Source organism: Maledivibacter halophilus (assembly GCF_900167445.1).
GTDB classification, from domain to species: Bacteria; Bacillota; Clostridia; order Peptostreptococcales; family Caminicellaceae; genus Maledivibacter; species Maledivibacter halophilus.
The window spans coordinates 47,082-66,373 of record NZ_FUZT01000008.1; the positions used below are offsets into that span (position 1 = coordinate 47,082).

Genomic DNA, 19,292 nt, shown 5'->3' on the forward strand with positions numbered 1-19,292 from the left:
TATTTTTAAAATATTTTATTTTTTAAGAATCTTTACAATTATTCTACCATTTCTAAACATAGACTGTATATTGTCTTTTATTTGTCTTTAATTGTTGGAATTTTTATTGTATAATATTAAGAAAATCCATTCCAATGGAGGTCCTTGATGAAATTAAATTTAGGAATCATAGGTCGTAAGAAAAGAATAAAAAAAATCAATGAAACTGCAAAGATATATTTCAAAGATATAGAAATAGTAAATGTTTTGATAGATAAAATACCTGATGTTACTGAATTTAGTAAAATGATTAGATCCTACGAAGAATATTTAGACGGAATAATTTTTACTGGTCCTGTTCTCTATAATCTCTTAATCAATGCAATGATTCCTAAAATACCATGGGATTATATTCATAGAGATTATAGTCAGCTTCTAAGTACCTTTTTGAAAGCCATACTAACACATCAAAAAAACATATTCAATATCAGCATTGATTCCTTTGATATAGACACGATTTTAAGGGTATATGATGAAATTGGTATCGAAAAAGAACAATTAAATATTTTCGTAGCTAAGCAAAGCTTATATGACGATGACTTTTTTAGTTATTTAAAATCATTTCATGAAAAAAATTTTTACGAGAATAAAGTCTCTTGTTGCATTACTGGTTTGTCAATGGTTTATGATTATCTTCAGAGCAAGGGCATTCCCTGTTTTACCTTAGATCCAACAGTTGATGTTATAAAACAGACTTTAAACCGTTTTAAATTGAGAAACGAAGCCAACATTAATAAGAACAGCCAAATTGTCGTATTGTCAATTGAAATAGATTTAGCAAATGAATACTCATTAATTAGCGAAAATGAATATAAAATCATGTTTGAGAAAATGAAGGTTTCAGAATATATTTATCTATTTGCTCAAAAGATCCAAGGAGCTGTAGTTGAAGTTGGAATTAGAGGTTTTCTCATTTTTTGTACTAAAAAGATCTTGGAAAGAGAAACTAATGACCTGCAAAAACTTGATCTTTTGAAAACAATATCTGAGAATACTTTAAATACTATTAGTGTAGGCATCGGATATGGCATTACTGCAAGGGAAGCTAAATATGGCGCAAATCTAGGCATGCAAAGAGCTAAAAAAGAGGGAGGACATAAGGCTTTTGTTGTCTATAATGGAAAAAATTATGTTGGTCCTATTACTTCAGAAAAGAATAAAAATGACCAACAAGAAATTCTAATTGATGAGACTTTTCATAATATAGCTAATGAAACAAAATTAAGTATAAATACTATTTTTAAATTACATTGTATAAGAGAACAAAATAAGAAAAACTGCTTTACCCCCAAAGAATTAGCTGAACATTTTGGAGTCACATTACGAAGTATGAATAGAATACTTAAAAAGCTAGAAAATAAGGGATATGCAAAGGTTGTGGGTAAACGGGTGATGTCCAGTGCAGGGCGACCAAGTAGAATTGTAAAAATATCATTTTAAAACTCTACATTTTACTAGAAAGTAAAGGTGTTTATATTTTCAGGTACACTTTTCATATAAGATCAACAAACCGGTACCTTTATCCTCTCTTCTTTTCTTAATTTTTTCTTAAAACAAGCAAATTTCTGCAAAATTTGACTATGATCTGATACAATATACTTTATGCTGCATATAATAAAATTAATATGAATGAGAGGATTATTATATGAAAAAATATTCTTATATATATTTAGGTTTTTTCTTGGTTTTACTTTTAATGTTATTTTCAGGATTCACAAGGAAAAATATTTTTCACACTAACAAAGAAATAATAGATTCATCTAAAGTAGAAATAGCTAAAAACATTTCTATTTTAAGTTATCACCATATTTTAAAGAATGAGGAAAACCCATTTCCTAACAACGAATCTATCTTGTCTGTGGAGAAATTCAAAGAACAAATGAAGTTCCTACACGATAACAAATATAATACTATTACTCTTAATGAGTTAGAAAAATTCTTAAAAGGCGAAATAGAACTTCCAAAAAATAGTGTCGTAATAACTTTTGATGATGGATATAAAAGTAATTATGTATATGCTTATCCAATTTTAAAAGAATACGGCTTTAAAGCTTCGATTTTTATGATTACTGAATTAATTACAAATGAACCCACTGAGTTTGATCCAAAAACCCTACAATATTTATCTTGGAGTGAAATGATAAAGGCACAAGACGTGTTTGAATATGCTAGTCACACAAATAACTTACATAAGCTGGATGCTAATAATAAAAGCTTTTTAGTTAGAAAACCTGAAGATGTGGTCTATGATGATCTTAAAAAAACACAGGAAATATTGAAAACCACTTATTTTGCCTATCCTTACGGACAGTACAATAAAAACACATTAGATATACTAAATAGCTTAAACTTTAAAATGGCTTTTACTACAAAATCTGGAACTGTAAAACCAGGAAATAATATACTGAAGTTAAAAAGATATGTTATAACACCTAATATATCTTTAAATAAATTCAAAAAAATAGTAGATAGAAAGTTCTTTTTCTTTTAACCCAGGGAGACAATTTATAATATAAAGCAGCAAGCCTCTTATTAAGGACTTGCTGCTTTAATTATGTTTGAAATATTATTTTACTTTCCATTTCTTTTTCAGCTCTAAACGTGCCAATTTTGTAACTTTACGAATAAAGTCAGTTTTTGCATATGTATAGCCATCTCTGTCATGCTCGTATTTTTTCTTCAATTCTACTTTTAGCTTGCCATATTCCTTTGCAACATCAGGATGTGCTATAAGATAGTCTCTAAAGTACAATTCATCCCAGTCACCGCTGTAGCGAACATGGACATGGTAAATTGGCTCCTTGAAGCCTTGGGGGGTATACCCTTTCATAAACATCATATGGGGCGGCGGATTCTCAGGCTGCTCGCTGTATATATATCCAATAGACTGTATATCCAATTTCAGCTTCTCAATATTCGTATCATTAGCTATTTCAAGAAGAATATCAACGGTAGGCTTTGCAATTAAACCTGGTACTGATGTACTGCCGAAATGATTTATTCTAACTATATTTTGTGGCCTAAGGGTCTGCTTAATAAGTGTTTTTTCTGTTAAATAGTTTTCTTTCCAGATCGACATATGTTCACTTAATACAATAGGGAATAATTTCCAAAGCTCTTCATTTGTCATTTCACTTAAAGACTTATTCATTTAATCACCTCACAATCAGCCTTAGTTAATTATTATATGTTGAGAAATTACTCTCCAACAGTTAGCAATTGAGGAAATTGCATAATTCTAACTAGGCAGAATTGCATAATATATATGGTATGTCTTTGGAGAGTTTTAAACTATATGTAGTAGATAGTTTTTACAGAACGTAATTATGCAATTTGCTAAATTAACTAAAATCATATTCCTTGCTGTCATAAACCTTTGTATTGATGCCTTCAAGAACAAAATTAGAAGCATCTTCCCTATGAAAACCTGGAACAGAAAAACAACAGTGTAGAGGTAATCCATGGCTGCCGTGGTTGACTGCTTCCTCTTTATTCTTTCCTGCAGTAAAAACAGCTGTAGGACCTGATGCTCCGCCAATGATACCAATGGCTGAAGCGGCGGTAGGGCTAAATTGATTCTTTGAAGGCTCTATGTATTGCATGCTGCTACTAAACTGTAAAGAATCTCCTTGAGGTAATTTAGGCTCTATTTCATACATAGCCTGCATAATATAAAAATTTCGGTTTTCATCTGTTCCCATAGGCATTTCCACAGACCTTGTATTCTGGAAGTACAGGGTATGCGTAATTCCCGTTTTGGGGTGTATAAAACGAACCTTTTTTTGACTCTCTTGATCTCGTATTTCAAAATGAATATCCAATGGGAAAAACCATTTCACAGGATGGGTAGATAATTTTAAGCTTTTTATTCGAATAAAAGAAAAAAAACGTAGTAGCTTTTGCACTTTGGAGTTTGTTTCAGGATATGGCACACAAAAGCGTTGACAACCAAAGGAAGTTCTATTCTTTATAATTGACGCATATGCTTTTCCAACCAGTGTTAGTGTATCATCCTTCCCTGCCCAGGGTATGCTGACAGCACTGCTGGAGGAATAGTTTCCTTCTATCTTCTTTCCGTTTATACATATTTCTTTAATTGCCATAGACTGATAAGGATGTTCTTGCTCTATACAACGCTGCTGTAAAGGAGTCAGCCTTTTCTCCTCAGCTTCATATTTTTCAAAAAATTCACGGAGCTTTGCTTCCTCTAAAAAAGTAATAATATCAAAAACGATACCTTTTTGGAATCTATATACCACAGGAATACAGCACTTAGCTGACCTGTGCTCAAAATACCAATTCACCCTTTGAGGCAATCCCCAAAGCCCTCTGCCTTTGTACCACAGGCTGGAGCTATAATATGTTTTCATTAGTATATCTACCTCCAATTTAACTTATATAAAATATCTATTTTCATTTCTCCTAATATTTTTTATTTATTTGAGCAAATTGCATAATTACCTTCCCCAAAAATTATCTACTACATATAGTTTAAAATCTTCAAAGCTATACCATCAAAATATATTTAATTCTAAATAATTAAATTAAGGATAATATTCGCATATGCAACCCAGCCAAATTAAATTTATGAAATTTCCTCATTTCATAAATTTTTCTCTATAGCTAATATCCCCTTCATATTATATCACTTTTTAGCAAAGGTATTGCTAAATTTATATACTTCATAATCTTTTCTTACTAAATAAACAATTTCATTTCTAATTCATTAAAAGAAACACCTGTGTTCCTTTGATTTATATTTAAAATATTATTTTATCTCTAATTTCCTTTTTTGCTCTATGGTAATATAATCATCAAGCTCTTGACTTATTTTTATAACTTCCTTAGTATTTCCATATGTAAAATATATTTCATTTAGGGCCAATCTTAAAGTTTCCATTTTCTTTTTTAAATCCTTTTGATTTTTTTCTGATTTTTTCACCTAGATTACCCCTTTCTATAGATATATTTTAATAAAATCAAATAAGCTATTAGCTTTATTCCATTATATGCTATAAGAGTAATTTTTTCAACTCTAAACTTATGTATAAATCTTAGAGCAGTTGTTAAGATTATGCTGTAGGGAGTGATAATATGCATAATGAATCAATCTCAAAGATGGGTGGACGTATAAGAAAACAACGTGAACGCCTTGGTATGACCCGTGAAGAATTTTCCTGTCAAATAGATATATCACCACAGTTCCTTGCAGAAATTGAAAATGGAAAGAAGGGCATGTCCTATGTAACTTTATACAAAATTTGTGACAGATTTAATATATCAGCAGATTATATTCTTATGGGCAGAGAGAGGACTAATAATGTTCCTACTTTGGCAAGCGATATTTTAAGTAACATCCCCGATGAATATCTTCCCATGGTTGAAGATGTTTTAAAATCCTTTGTACAAGTTATAGCAACTGCAAAATCCAAAAGAGATAATAAGATTTAAATCAAAAAAAATTTTGCTGAAATAATGAATATTTCTACATTCTTTCAGCAAAATTTATTTATCTTTATAGTATCACTTATATGATTTCTCTATTCCCCACCCTTTATAAACAAAGCTCCCAAGGGTGGAACACTAACCTTAATAGAATATGGCTGATTATGCCAGTTTTCATCCTCAGCCTTAATAATCCCCTCATTTTTAACCCCTGAGCCTCCGTATTCTTCTAAATCACTATTTAAAACTTCTGCGTATTTCCCTTTATAGGGAACTCCTATTTTATAGTTTAATCGCGGCAAGGGAGTAAAATTACAGACAATTATTATAAAATCCTCTTCTTTTCTACCCTTCCTCATAAAGGCTATTACACTTTCCTCACTATTCTGATGATCTATCCAGGAAAAACCTTCACTCTTACAATCAAGTTCATATAATGCTCTTTCTTCAATATAAAACCTATTAAGGATTCTTACAAAATCATGAAGCTTTTGATGCATGGGATAATCAAATAAAAACCAATCCAATTCCTTTTCATAATCCCACTCAATAAACTGTCCAAATTCTCCCCCCATAAATAGCAGCTTTTTCCCCGGATGACCTATCATATATGAATATAATAATCTAAGATTAGCAAATTTCTTCGAATAATCTCCAGGCATTTTATCAAGAAGGGATTTTTTCCCATGGACAACCTCATCGTGAGACATTGGAAGTATATAATTTTCCGAAAAGGCATATACAAAGGAAAAGGTTATTAAATCATGATGATGCTTTCTATAAATAGGGTCCATTTCCATATACCTCAGCATATCATTCATCCAGCCCATGTTCCATTTATAATTAAATCCTAATCCCCCTAAATATATAGGAGCCGTTACCAGGGGCCAAGCTGTGGATTCTTCTGCAATCATTAAGGCATCTGGGAAATACCGAAAAACTGTTTTGTTGAGTTTTTTTAGAAACTCTATTGCCTCAATATTTTCCTTACCCCCATATTTATTTAGCTTGAACTGCCCTTCCTTTTTCCCATGATCTAAATAAAGCATATATGATACCGCATCAACTCTAATGCCGTCTATATGGTATATATCAAATAGGAATACTGCATTTGATATTAAAAAACTAATTACTTCGGGTTTTCCATAGTCAAAGGAGGCAGTGCCCCACTCAATATTTTCCGCCATCAAGGGATCATCATACTCATATAATGGTTTTCCATCGAATTTATATAATCCATGTTCATCCTTACAGAAATGACTTGGCACCCAATCCAATATTACTCCTATACCCTCCTGATGACATCTATCTACTAAATACTTAAAATCTCCGGGGTTTCCATATCTACTTGTTATACTATAATATCCCGTTACCTGATATCCCCATGATCCATCAAAGGGATGTTCATTTACCGGCAGTAATTCTATATGGGTATACCCCATTTCCTTTACATAATCTATTAATTCCTCTACTATCTCATTATATTTATAAGTCGCTCTTCCCCATTTCTTCTTCCATGAACTTAAATGTAGCTCATATATATTAATGGATTTATCATAATCAGCTTTTCTTTCCTCCATCCATTTTAAATCATTCCACCGGTAATTATTTAAATCTATTATTCTAGAAGCTGTACCCGGTCTTAATTCCGAATAAAATCCGTAAGGATCGGATTTTAATATAACTTCATCATCCATTGTATGTATTTCATATTTGTATAATTCCCCCTCATTAATCCCCGATATAAATATGTTCCATATGCCGGAAGCTTCGATTTTTTTCATATCAAATCCCTGTCCATTCCATCGGTTAAAATCTCCAACTATTTTTATCATTCTTGCATTTGGTGCCCAAAGGGTAAAGCTCACTCCCTTAATACCTTCATATTCTGTTAAATGGGCACCTAAAAATTTATAGCTTTCAAAATTATTTCCTTGATGAAATAGATAAATATCATAAGGACTGGGATGTAAATAACCTATAAATAAATTTTCCATTTATCAAACCCCCTGTAATAACCATAATAAATTAAAGTCTTTACTTAACTCTCTATATAAATGTAAGGGGGAAGAAAACCTCAGAGGCTCCTTCCTTTCTTAAGTTTTCTTAACATACATCTATAATCATCAAAAAACAAGTCATATCAGGTAAAAACCTGATATTTCTTGCCTAAATTTATTGTATCTCATTAATTTTCTTTAAAATGAATGTCTCTAACATATTCAATTTTTCAATAGATTTTTTCTCATCCCTTGAAACAACTGAAAAATATATTTTTATCTTTGGCTCTGTTCCTGAGGGCCTCACTGCAAACCATGAATCATCCTCAAGGGTAAAATGAAGTACATTTGACTTTTCCAAATCTAGAAAGCTTTCAGTATTGGAGAGTATATTCCTTGCTTTACCTTCTTTATAATCCCTGATAATTTTCACCCTTAAATCTTCAATAACCAATGGGGGATTATTCCTGAGAGAATCCATTATTCTTACTATTTTTTCAAGACCTTCTTTTCCCTTAAGGGTTATGGATTTCAAATCTTCTTTATAATATCCATATTCCCTATAAAGTTTCCTCAATACATCCAGCAAATTCATATTCCTAGATTTATAATAGGCAGCCATTTCAGCAATAAGCATTGATGAAATCACCCCATCTTTATCCCTTACAAAGGTTCCTGCCAAATATCCATAGCTTTCTTCATATCCAAATATAAAATTTTTATCCTGTCTTTCTTCAAATTCTTTAATTTTTTCACCTATAAATTTAAAACCTGTAAGGGTGTTTAAGGTCTCTAATCCATATTTTTCAGCTATTGCTGCTCCAAGCTCAGATGTTACTATGGTCTTTATAATAACACTATTTTCCGGTACATTTTTCATGGAAGCTAAAATATAATCTATGAGGAGGGCACCGGTTTGATTTCCAGTTAACACCTGGTACTTTCCACCATTGTCTTTGACTACAACTCCAACCCTATCGCAATCGGGATCAGTTCCTATAATAATATCGGCCTTTTCTTTGTCGGCAAGTTTTATTGCAAGCTCAAAGGCATTATATTCTTCAGGGTTTGGATATTTTACCGTGGAAAATTTGCTATCGGCCACTTCCTGCTCTGGTACCACAATAAGATTTTTAAATCCTATCTCATTTAAAACTCTTTTTATAGGCATAGCCCCTGTTCCATGAAGGGGTGTATAAACTATTTTAAAATCCTTTATTTTCTTTATTACATCTTTTCTTATTGATAATGACTTTACTTTTTCTATATACTTATCATCAATTTCTTTTCCTATTATCTTTAATAATCCCTTATCTAGAGCTTTCCTTTCATCTAAATACTTTACTTCACTAAAATCATTTATTTTTCTGATTTCATCTATAATTACATTGGCAAACCTGGGAACCAATTGAGCTCCATCCTCACCATAGACCTTATATCCATTGTATTCTTTAGGATTATGACTTGCTGTTATAACTATACCTGCTGCGCTTTTAAGCTCTCTAACTGCAAAGGAAAGCTCGGGAGTTGTTCTAAGGGACTCAAAGACATAGGATTTTATTCCATTTCCATTTAAAACTAAGGCTGCTTCCCTGGCAAACTCTGGAGATTTATATCTTGAATCATAGGCTATCACTACACCCTTTTCCTTTGCATCATCTACATTTTTTAATATATAATTTGCAAGTCCCTGGGTAGTCTTTCTTACATTATATTTATTCATTCTATTTGTTCCCGCTCCAATTATCCCTCTAAGCCCACCTGTTCCGAATTCAAGCTCCCTGAAAAATCTATCTTCTATTTCCTCTTTATCATTTTTTATACTTAACAGCTCTTTCTTTGTAGCTTCATCGAAATATGAGCTGTTAATCCATTCATCATACTTTTCCATATAGTTCATATAAATCCCCCTAATTAGCAATTTAATATTTGAGGAAATTGCATAATATATGTAAAGAACTTTAATTATGCAATTTTCCCATTTATTTATAAAGTATATAGGTCGATAAGGGACTTACCTTTACTTCATCTATAAAGCTTTCAACCCCCACCGAAACTCCACATTCATTAACTTCATATTCATTGGCTATCACCCTCCACCGGCCTTGAAGAGGAAGCTTTATAACTATTTCATATAAATTGGCATTATGTACAATAAGGATATAATCATAATCCTCTTTGTAAGGAGAGTTCAAAAGATAAGCCACAGAATGCCTTGGAGAATCAAGAAACTTCAAATATTTTCTTATATCTTCAGAGCTTTCAAGGGTCATTACTCTTTGTTTTTTCCTAAGTTTAATTAAACCTTTAATGTAATTGAAGTTTTTTAGATACTCGGTTTTCTTGTTCCAGTCTATTCCGTTCACTTCATCCCCTGCATTATAGCTGTTATGATTCCCCTGTTTTGTTCTTAAGATCTCTGTTCCCCCCTGTATAAAGGGTATCCCAAAAGATGTCAGAATTATAGATAATGCCAGTCTGTTAATTTTAACTTTTTCTTCGGGGCTAACTTCACCCTTAACTTTTTCTATTTTATCATAAAGTATGAGATTGTCATGGGAACTTACATAATTTATAGTTTCAATAGGCTCCCCAGCAAATCCCTTTATTATAGAATCGTAATCTATACTTCCTGCAATTCCTTTTTTAATCTCATTTTCCAAATTCCATTCTCCCATTACAAATCCCAGACCCCATCCATCATTATCTCCTTTTATAGCATTTCTAAAATCATCATTAAATAGAGCTATTTTTATACCTTTTTGACTTCCCTTTGTAAACCTGAGCCCTTTATCCAAAGCTGAAGCTCCACCAACCCAGGGCTCACCATAAATTAGAATATAGGGATCTATTTTTCTAAGCTCCCTTTCAATTTCCAAAATAGTTTCTTTATCATAGAGGGCCATGAGATCAAATCTAAATCCATCTATTTTATATTCTGTTGCCCAGAATTTTAAAGAATCAATTATAAATTTTCTAACCATTGGTCTTTCTGAAGCTATTTCGTTTCCACATCCTGAACCATTTGTAAAGCTGCTCTTTTCATCCCTTCTAAAATAGTACCCTGGAACAAGTAGGTTAAAGGAAGAATTTTCAGCTTCATAAACATGATTATATACCACATCCATAATCACCATTATATCATTTTGATGGAGGGTCATTATCATTTTTTTAAGCTCGTTTATTCTTATTCTTCCATCATAGGGATCAGTAGAATAGGAGCCTTCAGGTACATTGTAAAGATAAGGATCATACCCCCAATTGTATTCCCCTACATTTCTCTCATCTACACTGGCAAAATCAAATATAGGCAGTAAATGGACATGGGTAATTCCAAGCTCCCTTAAATAATCAACCCCAGTTGATAATCCAGCCTTATTCTTTGTTCCTATCTCTGTGAGACCAAGGAACTTCCCTTTATTTTTTATGCCTGAAGATTCATGAACTGAAAAATCCCTAATATGAGTTTCATAAATTACTGATTGGTTTAACTTTACCGGCTTAGATCTTTTATGATCTTCCCAGCCCCTGGGATTTATAGAGTCAAAATCTACAATCATTCCTTTATCTCCATTGACAGTGGATCCTTTAGTATAGGGATCGGGAATTTCTTTTTCACAGATACCCTCTTTTAAAATATAGTTATAGTATTTGTTTTTATAATTTCCCTTCAGCTTTAATTTCCATACTCCATTTTTCCCTTTAATCATAGGATATATTTCGCCATACTCATCATTGTGATTGTCGTAAATAATAGCTTTAATATCATCCTGAGTAGGAGCCCAGACTTTAAATAGGGTATAATCCCTATGATAGCTGGCTCCCAAATCATCACCTTTATAAATATATTCCTCTATTTTACTATTTTCCATCAAGCTAACATTCCCTTGTGAATTTCAGTAATATCCATTATGCAGATTCATCTTCCATATTCCTGTTGCATATTCATATACAGTTCGATCACTGGAAAAAACACCTGAAGAACCTATATTTACAATAGACATTTCTCTCCATTTAGGTTTATTTCTATAAAGATTCTCTATCTTTTTTTGTGCCTTTACATAGGAATCAAAATCTTTTAGAACAAAAAATTCATCGTTATGCTTAATAAGGGAATCATATATAATAGATAATTCATCCTTCTTAACAGAAAAAAATCCGCCCTTTAATTGATTTAATATGGTTTTAAGTCTTATATCATTATTATATAGCTCCATTGAATTATAGCTTCCACTCCTATAAAGCTCTAAAAATTCCTTTTCATTTAAACCAAATACTACAATATTTTCTTCCCCCACGGCATTTTTTATATCTATATTTGCTCCATCAAGGGTGGCTAAGGTAATTGCTCCGTTCATCATAAATTTCATATTTCCAGTTCCCGATGCTTCCTTTGTGGTAGTAGATATCTGCTGACTTACATTTGCTGCTGGAATTATATCTTCCGCCAAGGATACCCCATAATTTTCCATAAAGACAATTTTTATCTTATCCTTTATCCTGCTATCATTATTGACTTTATCTGCAAGTGTATTTATAAGCTTAATAATCTGCTTTGCCATATTATAGGATGGCGCCGCCTTTCCACCAAATATAAATGTTCTTGGATAAATATCAAAATGGGGATTCTCCCTTAAACTATTGTATAAATACATTATATGGAATACATTTAAAAGCTGTCTTTTATATTCATGCAGCCTTTTTACATGGATATCAAATATAGAACCAGGGTCTACATCTATTCCATTTTTTTCTCTTATAATATTGCTAAGCTTTATTTTATTATTTTGTTTTATTTGATAAATCCTTTCCTGAAAAGCCGGATCATTTCTATACTTCAATAATTTTCTAAGCTTTGTGGGTAAGTTTATCCAGTCTCTTCCAATAGTTTCATTAATTAGTTCTGTAAGCTTTGGATTCGATTTAATAAGCCATCTTCTATGGCTTATTCCATTGGTTTTATTATTGAACCTATAGGGATAATAATCATAAAAATCCTTAAGCTCCTGCTTTTTCAAAAGCTCTGTATGAAGCTTAGCCACGCCATTTACACTATAGCTTCCTACAATTGCAAGATGGGCCATTCTTATTTGATTATGGGCAATTATAGCCATTTGTGAAATTTTATCAAAATCTCCATAATATTTAGTATTCCAAAGCTCCCTACAAAATCTTTCGTTTATTTCACTTATTATCATATATATACGGGGCAGGAGGCTTTTGAACATTTCCACATCCCATTTTTCCAGAGCCTCGGACATAATAGTGTGATTTGTATAGGAGATAGTATTTGCGGTTATATTCCAAGCCTCATCCCATCCAAGATTTTCTTCATCCATCAGTATCCTCATTAGTTCGGGAACTGCAAGGGCAGGATGGGTATCGTTTATATGGATTGCTATGTATTCATGGAAATCCTCTATTGGCTTTTTTAATTTTTTAAAGGTTCTCATTATACTTTGAATTCCCGCTGAAACCAAAAAATACTCCTGCTTAAGCCTTAAATTTCTACCTGCTTCAAGGGCATCATCTGGATAAAGCACTTGGGAAATAGATTCTATAGAATGCTTATATTCAAAGGCCTCAATATACTTTCCCCTGCTGAAATTTGAAAAATCAAAATCCTGCTCCATGGCTTCTGCACTAAAAAGTCTCAAAGTATTTACTCTTTTATTTTTATATCCTACCAAGGGTGTATCATAGGGAACAGCTAAAACCGATTCATAATTTTCATGGATAAACTTTAGCCTACCATCCTCCTCTATAACTCTTACATTCCCTCCGAATTTAACTTTAACTGACTTTTCCTTTCTTTTTATTTCCCAAGGATTTTCGTTTTGCAGCCATTTATCAGGAAATTCTACCTGATATCCATCTACTATCTTCTGTTCAAAGAGGCCATAACTATATCTTATACCGCAGCCATGGCCTGGAACTCCTATGGAGGCCATCGAATCCATGAAACATGCAGCAAGCCTTCCCAAACCTCCATTTCCCAGTCCCTGATCCTTCTCTATCTCTTCAATTTCATTTAAATCTATGTTTAGCTCTTTAAGGGCCTCCTGACAAATATCCTTTATTCCAATGTTTATAAGATTACTTACAAGGAGTTTTCCCATTAAAAACTCCATTGAAAAATAATATACCTGCTTTTCTGAATTCCTTATATATTGTCTATTGGTTTTTAACCAGTTCTCATATATATAATTTTTCATTAAACTGCTGAGGGCATAATATATGTCCAGTTTTGATGCTTCATCTATATTAATTGCCCGTTCAGTTTGAAGCTCTTTTATTATATCTCTTTTTATTCTATCCTTATTTAACCTCATACAGTTCCCCCACTTTGCCAAAATGAAGTAAAGAACTCTATTCCCTCTATATTCCCCTTACTTCTTGTATTTTTTCAAATAATTCTTTATATGTTTTTGCTGAATTACTCCAGCTATAGTCCTCATTCATAGCACTTTTAACAATTTTGCTCCATATTTCCTTATCTTTATAGAAACTTAAAGCCCTATTTATTGTATAAAGCATATCATGGGCATTATAATTGGTAAAACTAAAACCATTACCTTCCCCAGTGTATTCATTAAAGGGCTTAATTGTGTCCTTTAAGCCTCCTGTTTCCCTTACTACAGGTATAGAGCCATACCTTAAAGCAATAAGCTGACCAAGTCCACAAGGTTCAAATAGAGAAGGCATTAGAAACATATCTGAAGCTGCGTATATTTTATGGGCTAATTCTTCATCAAATAAAATATTTGCAGACAATTTTTCCGGATACCTATAGGCAAATTCTTTTAACTTGGATTCATAATAGGGTTCGCCGGTACCTAATATTATGATTTGTATATCTTCCCGTAACAGCTCATCTAAAATACCTATTACTAAATCCAGACCCTTCATCTTAGCCAGTCTTGAAACCATTGCCATTACAGGCGTATTTTTTGTCTCTGGAAGCTTTAAATACTGCTGCAGCTTTATTTTATTTTCTTCTTTTTTTCCTATAAAATTAACATCATACTTTTTAAATATCTTCTCATCCTTTCCCGGATCATAAATATCATAGTCAATTCCATTTACAATACCATACAATTCATCTTTTCTATACCTTAAAAGGCCATCAAGTCGTTCTCCAAAAAAAGGGTATTGTATTTCTCTGGAATATGTTTCACTTACAGTGGTCACTAAGTCGGAATATTTTATGCCTCCCTTCATAAAGCTAACTCCACCATAAAATTCAAGAGCATCCACATCATAATATTCCTTTCCAAGTCCCAATAAATCTCCTAATATTTCTCCTGAAAATATCCCCTGATATTTTAAATTATGTACTGTAAAAACTGTTTTTATATGGTCATATTTTCCATACTTTTTGTAATGCTCATTTAACAACACTGGAATTATGGCTGTATGCCAGTCATTACAATGTATAATATCGGGAATAAATCCTATATTTTCAATTGCTTCAAGTACTCCTTTGCAAAAATAGGAAAATCTTTCTCCATCATCATAATGACCATATAATCCATCCCTTTTAAAATAATACTCATTGTCTATAAAATAAAAAGGTACTTTTTCATATTCTAAATATTCTATTCCACAGTATTGCCTTCTCCACCCAACAGGAACTTCAAAGCTGGTTAAAAAATTCATTTCTTCTTTGTACTTTTCCCCAATTCCTTTATATTTTGGAATAATAACCCTTATATCAACACCAAGCTTACCAAGGGCCTTAGGAAGTGAAAAGGCAACGTCTGCAAGACCTCCTGTCTTTATAAATGGTACTGCCTCTGAAGCCACATAAAGTATTTTCAGCATTTGTATTATCCCCCTTAATAATATAGCTGTATTTTTTAAAGCTTTAATCCTTTCTTAACAACCAATGGATTTATTTTGTCCCCAGCAAGTATATTATTTTTAGTTACATTAACATATTTATCGACAATAGCATTTTTTATATATGCTCCTTCTTCAATTACACTTTTTTGCATAATAATACTATTCTCTATAACAGAATCTTTTTTAATCTTTACCCCTCTCCCAATAATACAGTTATGAACTTTACCTTCTATAACACAACCATTCGCTATTAAAGAATTAACCACCTCAGAATTTTCAGTATATTTAGCCGGTGGTTCGTCCTTAGTCTTTGTATATACTAAGTCTTCTTTGTGGAAGAGCTCCATTGATACCTCAAGATCCAGAAAATCCATACTGGTTTCGAAATAATTCTGAGTAGAATTAATACATGCCAAATATCCTTCATATGGATATCCATTAACATTTAATCTATCCAGTCTTTGAAAGATAGCTTGTTTTAAATATTGGCTGTCTCCCAATGTTAAACTGTCCTGAATAATATCTAAAAGTAATTTCTTTTTCATAATATACATTTCCATAGATATATTATAATATCTTCTATTGCCTTCATTACGCCCTATACTTTTTATTTTTCTATTCTCATCAATATTTAAGGAGTTGCATTTTAAAAATCTTCCGTTGTGATTTATCATTCTTTTATATGCAATTGTTATATCGGCTCCACTTTTTTTATGATACTTAAAGGCCTCTCTAAGGTCTATATTAGATATCATGTAGCTCCTAGATAAGAGTACATACTCCTGCTTACTATATTTAATATAATCCAAGTTATTTCTAAAATTTTCCAGATCACCTCTGTGGGTAATTACATCATTTATATTGACAACGGGATTTAAAACGAATAATCCATCAATTTTTCTATTTAAGTCCCATGGCTTACCGGTGCCTAAATGATCCATCAAGGAACGACTTTTTCCCTGGGTGAATATTGACACATTATGTATACCTGCATTGACCATATTGGACAAGGTGAAATCTATAACCCTATATCTCCCTCCTATAGGTATAGTTGCTATAGGCCTGTTATAGGTTAATTCTTTAATTTCTTCTTCATTTTCCCCTAAATTGATAATCCCCATTAAATTTTTCATTCTACATGTCCCCCTTTTTCACTTCCAATCTTTATAATTGAACCATCCATAACTATGGCCTTTTCAATGATTGCATAGTCTTGTATCTTAACACCGGGCATAATTACCGAGTCAATTATTTTTGCATTTTCTCCCACATATACATCGGTAAAAAGTATAGAACCTTCAACTTCGCCATGTACTATGCAGCCTTCATTTACAAGTGAGTTCTTAACATTTCCGCTCCTGCTTATATAATGGGGATGGGTATTATTATTCACAGAATATATTCTCCACCTACGATCATATAAATCAAGCCTGCTGTCTTCCTTTAATAAATCTATATTTGCTTCCCATAAACTTTCTATGGTTCCAACATCCTTCCAATATCCATCAAATTCATATGCATAAACCTTAGCTTTGCTGCTTACCATTTTAGGAATTATATTTTTTCCAAAATCATTTTGGGAGTTTTTATCCTTTTCATCTTCTATCAAATATTCCTTTAAAACTTTCCAGTTAAATATGTATATTCCCATGGAAGCAAGATTGCTCTTGGCGTCTTCAGGCTTCTCTTCAAATTCATAAATCCTATTATCCTTATCTGCATTCATTATTCCAAATCTATAGGTTTCCTTCCATGGAACTTCTAAAACCGAAATGGTGGCATCTGCAGATTTTTCCCTGTGATATTTTAACATCATTGAATAATCCATTTTATAAATATGATCCCCAGATAGAACAAGCACATAATCGGGATCATAGGAATCAATAAAACCCATATTTTCATATATTGCATTTGCCGTTCCCTTATACCATCTTCCTCCATCAAGTCCTATATAAGGAGGTAATATGCTTACACCTCCATGAATTCTGTCAAGATCCCAGGGGCTACCATTACCTATATGGGTATTAAGCTCTAAAGGCTGATACTGTGTAAGTACTCCAACTGTATCTATGTCTGAGTTAGAACAATTACTTAAAGTAAAATCTATAATCCTATATTTACCTCCAAAGGGCACTGCCGGCTTTGCGAGATTTTGAGTCAGTTTTTTCAGCCTTGAACCCTGTCCTCCTGCCAATACCATTGCTACTATTTCCTTTTTCTGTCTTTTCATGATTTTATCCCCTTTTTCCAAATATTTATCTATAATATATCAAGCTATTCTTTCAAAATTATATTTATAAAAATAATTATTATTCTAGTTTTTTTACTTTTTTTTTTGAAAACGTTTACTATTTTATATGACAAATATCTCAATAGAGGATGAAACTTAATAAATATCCTTTTAAAAAAATAGAGACCAGTAAAGCTTTTGCCTTACTAGTCCCTTAATTTTACTAACTTTAAATCATTCTTCATTTAATTGTCTTCTCTAATATTTCCATTAAACTTCCATCTTCAAAATCATCGGGCATTATAGAATTTCCCTCTAAGGGTTTATCATCTCCTAATATTATTCTTTCTCTAAGGGGAATATAAATTTGGGTTTTAGTATTTTTTAGAGTAAAAACATCTGTACCTCCACCAGCTCCCGTTGTAGGCATTCCAATTATTTTTCCTCTTTTATTAATTTGGAACCATCTCGGGAAAAAGTCTGACCCGCTAGCACAAATAGAGTTAATTCTAAGGATAACATTCCCATTCCAAACATTTTCAAAGTCAATTTTATCACTAATAAAGTTAAAATCTCCTATACCCGATGTTCTCATCTTCGTCTCAGAGTCAATATAATCATAAAAGAATTTAAACTCTTTATTTATTCCAATAATATGGGATAGAAATAAAACTTGATCAAATGCACCGCCGGCTGTATCCTTAAGGTCTAAAATTAAAATATCAGGTTCATTATTTAATATTTCCTTAAAGGTTAAGTCCAAATCATTTTGATTCCAGTTGTTAAAATCCCTTGGATGGAGAATTGCAGCCTTTTTGGAGTTAATTGTTCTAAAGTAATATAAAAGATCTGGATTCTTATATTGAACATCCTTTGGTATTTCTTCCAACGAAGGTTTTATCCCATTTGTTAGTAATACAAGATTATTCTCTTCATATTTTTCAAAATTGGTCGTTGCATGGCATTCTTTCCACTTAAGTATTGTTTCTTTTATATTTCCTTTTTCATCCTTGTACTCTATTTTTACATCCTTTAGCTCATCCCTTATAGGCATATTAGGATATTCTATTGAAAAATTTCTTGCAGCTAGCTCCATGGAACCATAGGATGTAGATGAAGGAATTATATCTGAAAAGGACTTAATCTCTTCTATTGCTTCTTTTCCGTCAATTTTTACTATTTCGTATCCTTCTGATATACTATCTATGTACTCATCATATATCTTTCCTACATAAACTTTATTATCCTTTCCAACTGTCATTATTAAACCTAAAAACATTCCCCCATCTCTTGGGTAAAGCTCTTTATCAAGGCTCCATATAACATGTCCATCTGGAAGCTTTGACAAGAGCTTTCTGATTTCAAAGATGAATTGCTTTTCTCCTCCACTCCAATCTAAAGAATTGGCATATTCAATAGATTCATTTAAAAAATCTTTTCTGGACTTGTCTAATTTTCTTTCTAGATATATATAATTATCTGCTATGAGCTTAACTGCTTCTAAATAGTCTTCTTTATAAATATTTGCTTTTTCAGAATTTACACTGGTAGTTATTTCTTCTTTAATACTATTTTCAGCACCACTAGCATTACAAGACATTAAGAAAAAGCTTGTAAGCGTTAAGATGATTAAAGTAATTACTTTTTTCATATAGGTCTCTCCTTAGATTTTAAAATATGTACCATAATTTAACACCTAATTCATTATATAGCCATAGTTTTAAAAAATCAAG

The 19,292-nt window shown here is 32.0% G+C and carries 14 protein-coding genes; 3 read left to right on the plus strand and 11 right to left on the minus strand.

The window, feature by feature from the left end; genetic code table 11:
* Window positions 1-147: 147 nt before the first annotated feature.
* Together B5X81_RS15625 and B5X81_RS15630 are read left to right on the plus strand one after the other, a co-directional pair.
* Window positions 148-1,479 carry a helix-turn-helix domain-containing protein gene (locus B5X81_RS15625; protein WP_079493016.1) on the plus strand — a complete coding sequence of 444 codons (1,332 nt, stop codon included), beginning with the start codon at window positions 148-150 and terminating at the stop codon, window positions 1,477-1,479.
* A gap of 205 nt (window positions 1,480-1,684) precedes the next feature.
* Complete coding sequence (locus B5X81_RS15630; protein ID WP_079493017.1) at window positions 1,685-2,530, plus strand: polysaccharide deacetylase family protein; 846 nt, start codon at window positions 1,685-1,687, stop codon at window positions 2,528-2,530.
* Between the two features lie 75 nt (window positions 2,531-2,605).
* Here the strand turns inward: B5X81_RS15630 and B5X81_RS15635 are convergent, their stop codons facing one another.
* The 3 genes from B5X81_RS15635 to B5X81_RS15645 form a co-directional block, all read right to left on the minus strand.
* On the minus strand, window positions 2,606-3,190 hold the full coding sequence (locus B5X81_RS15635) for a GrpB family protein (protein ID WP_079493019.1): 585 nt from the start codon (window positions 3,188-3,190) through the stop codon (window positions 2,606-2,608).
* A gap of 190 nt (window positions 3,191-3,380) precedes the next feature.
* Complete coding sequence (locus B5X81_RS15640) at window positions 3,381-4,409, minus strand: Na+-transporting methylmalonyl-CoA/oxaloacetate decarboxylase subunit beta (RefSeq protein ID WP_079493020.1); 1,029 nt, start codon at window positions 4,407-4,409, stop codon at window positions 3,381-3,383.
* A gap of 398 nt (window positions 4,410-4,807) precedes the next feature.
* On the minus strand, window positions 4,808-4,981 hold the full coding sequence (locus B5X81_RS15645; RefSeq protein WP_079493021.1) for an aspartyl-phosphate phosphatase Spo0E family protein: 174 nt from the start codon (window positions 4,979-4,981) through the stop codon (window positions 4,808-4,810).
* A 152-nt stretch (window positions 4,982-5,133) separates the two neighbouring features.
* Between B5X81_RS15645 and B5X81_RS15650 the strand changes: the two genes are divergently transcribed.
* Window positions 5,134-5,490 (plus strand): helix-turn-helix domain-containing protein, encoded by a 357-nt coding sequence (locus tag B5X81_RS15650; protein WP_079493022.1) that lies wholly within the window; start codon window positions 5,134-5,136, stop codon window positions 5,488-5,490.
* An 89-nt stretch (window positions 5,491-5,579) separates the two neighbouring features.
* Here B5X81_RS15650 and glgB read toward each other — a convergent pair whose 3' ends face one another.
* The 8 genes from glgB to B5X81_RS15685 all read right to left on the minus strand — a co-directional run bounded on the left by glgB (window position 5,580) and on the right by B5X81_RS15685 (window position 19,210).
* Complete coding sequence (glgB, locus tag B5X81_RS15655; RefSeq protein ID WP_079493023.1) at window positions 5,580-7,481, minus strand: 1,4-alpha-glucan branching protein GlgB; 1,902 nt, start codon at window positions 7,479-7,481, stop codon at window positions 5,580-5,582.
* 178 nt (window positions 7,482-7,659) lie between these two features.
* On the minus strand, window positions 7,660-9,384 hold the full coding sequence (locus tag B5X81_RS15660) for a phospho-sugar mutase (protein WP_079493024.1): 1,725 nt from the start codon (window positions 9,382-9,384) through the stop codon (window positions 7,660-7,662).
* An 82-nt stretch (window positions 9,385-9,466) separates the two neighbouring features.
* Window positions 9,467-11,356 carry a type I pullulanase gene (pulA, locus tag B5X81_RS15665; protein WP_079493025.1) on the minus strand — a complete coding sequence of 630 codons (1,890 nt, stop codon included), beginning with the start codon at window positions 11,354-11,356 and terminating at the stop codon, window positions 9,467-9,469.
* Window positions 11,357-11,380: 24 nt separating this feature from the next.
* The gene (locus B5X81_RS15670) at window positions 11,381-13,816 is read right to left on the minus strand and encodes a glycogen/starch/alpha-glucan phosphorylase (RefSeq protein ID WP_079493026.1); all 2,436 of its coding nucleotides are present in this window, start codon (window positions 13,814-13,816) and stop codon (window positions 11,381-11,383) included.
* A 46-nt stretch (window positions 13,817-13,862) separates the two neighbouring features.
* Entirely contained in the window at window positions 13,863-15,308 is a 1,446-nt protein-coding gene (gene glgA, locus B5X81_RS15675; RefSeq protein ID WP_079493027.1) for a glycogen synthase GlgA, read from the minus strand.
* 35 nt (window positions 15,309-15,343) lie between these two features.
* Window positions 15,344-16,462, minus strand: a complete 1,119-nt coding sequence (glgD, locus tag B5X81_RS27145) for a glucose-1-phosphate adenylyltransferase subunit GlgD (protein ID WP_139380366.1) — start codon at window positions 16,460-16,462, stop codon at window positions 15,344-15,346.
* The gene (locus B5X81_RS27150; RefSeq protein ID WP_139380367.1) at window positions 16,459-17,559 is read right to left on the minus strand and encodes a glucose-1-phosphate adenylyltransferase; all 1,101 of its coding nucleotides are present in this window, start codon (window positions 17,557-17,559) and stop codon (window positions 16,459-16,461) included. The genes glgD and B5X81_RS27150 overlap by 4 nt, the downstream gene beginning before the upstream one ends.
* A 241-nt stretch (window positions 17,560-17,800) precedes the next feature.
* A complete protein-coding gene (locus B5X81_RS15685; protein ID WP_079493028.1) occupies window positions 17,801-19,210 on the minus strand; it encodes a S41 family peptidase in 1,410 nt (469 codons plus the stop codon).
* Window positions 19,211-19,292 lie beyond the last annotated feature (82 nt).